1 protein-coding gene is annotated in these 487 nt (G+C 53.6%); it reads left to right on the top strand.

Annotated features, from left to right (window positions below):
• Positions 1-99: 99 nt before the first annotated feature.
• On the top strand, positions 100-487 hold a 388-nt coding region (locus tag AB1462_RS31745), incomplete at its 3' end, for a DUF5943 domain-containing protein (protein WP_367249040.1).

Consider the following 487-nt stretch of genomic DNA (forward strand, 5'->3'; position numbering starts at 1 on the left):
CTCGCGTAAACCGGGATAACAAGGGTTCCCCGCAAGGAGACGCTTTCTCGGGCATCCTCTTCCGCCAAGCAAACAACGACAATTCAACAAGGGTGAAGCATGCGGCCATCTGTAGATATCAATGTGGACGAAGCGACCGGCATCTGGGAGACGGACGGTTTGCCCATGCTCTACATTCCGCGCCACTTCATGGTGAACGTTCACAAGGAAGTTGAGAGCGCTTTAGGCTTGTCCAAGTATCGCGCCGTCCTACTACAGGCGGGAGCAAAATCCGCCTACTACTGGTGCCAGAAGCAAGCTCAAAAATACGAAATGTCGGAGGTGAGAGTTTTTGAACATTACCTCGAACGTCTGACCGCACGGGGCTGGGGCCAATTCAGGCTGGAGCGCCTAGACGACAATCTCAGTGGTGCTGAAGTATCGCTGACGAACTCAATTTATGCACTGGAGAGCGGAGCCGGTGCTAGTCATCCAACCTGCTACATGT

This window comes from Pseudomonas sp. SB113 (genome assembly GCF_040754745.1).
Lineage (GTDB): Bacteria > Pseudomonadota > Gammaproteobacteria > Pseudomonadales > Pseudomonadaceae > Aquipseudomonas > Aquipseudomonas grimontii.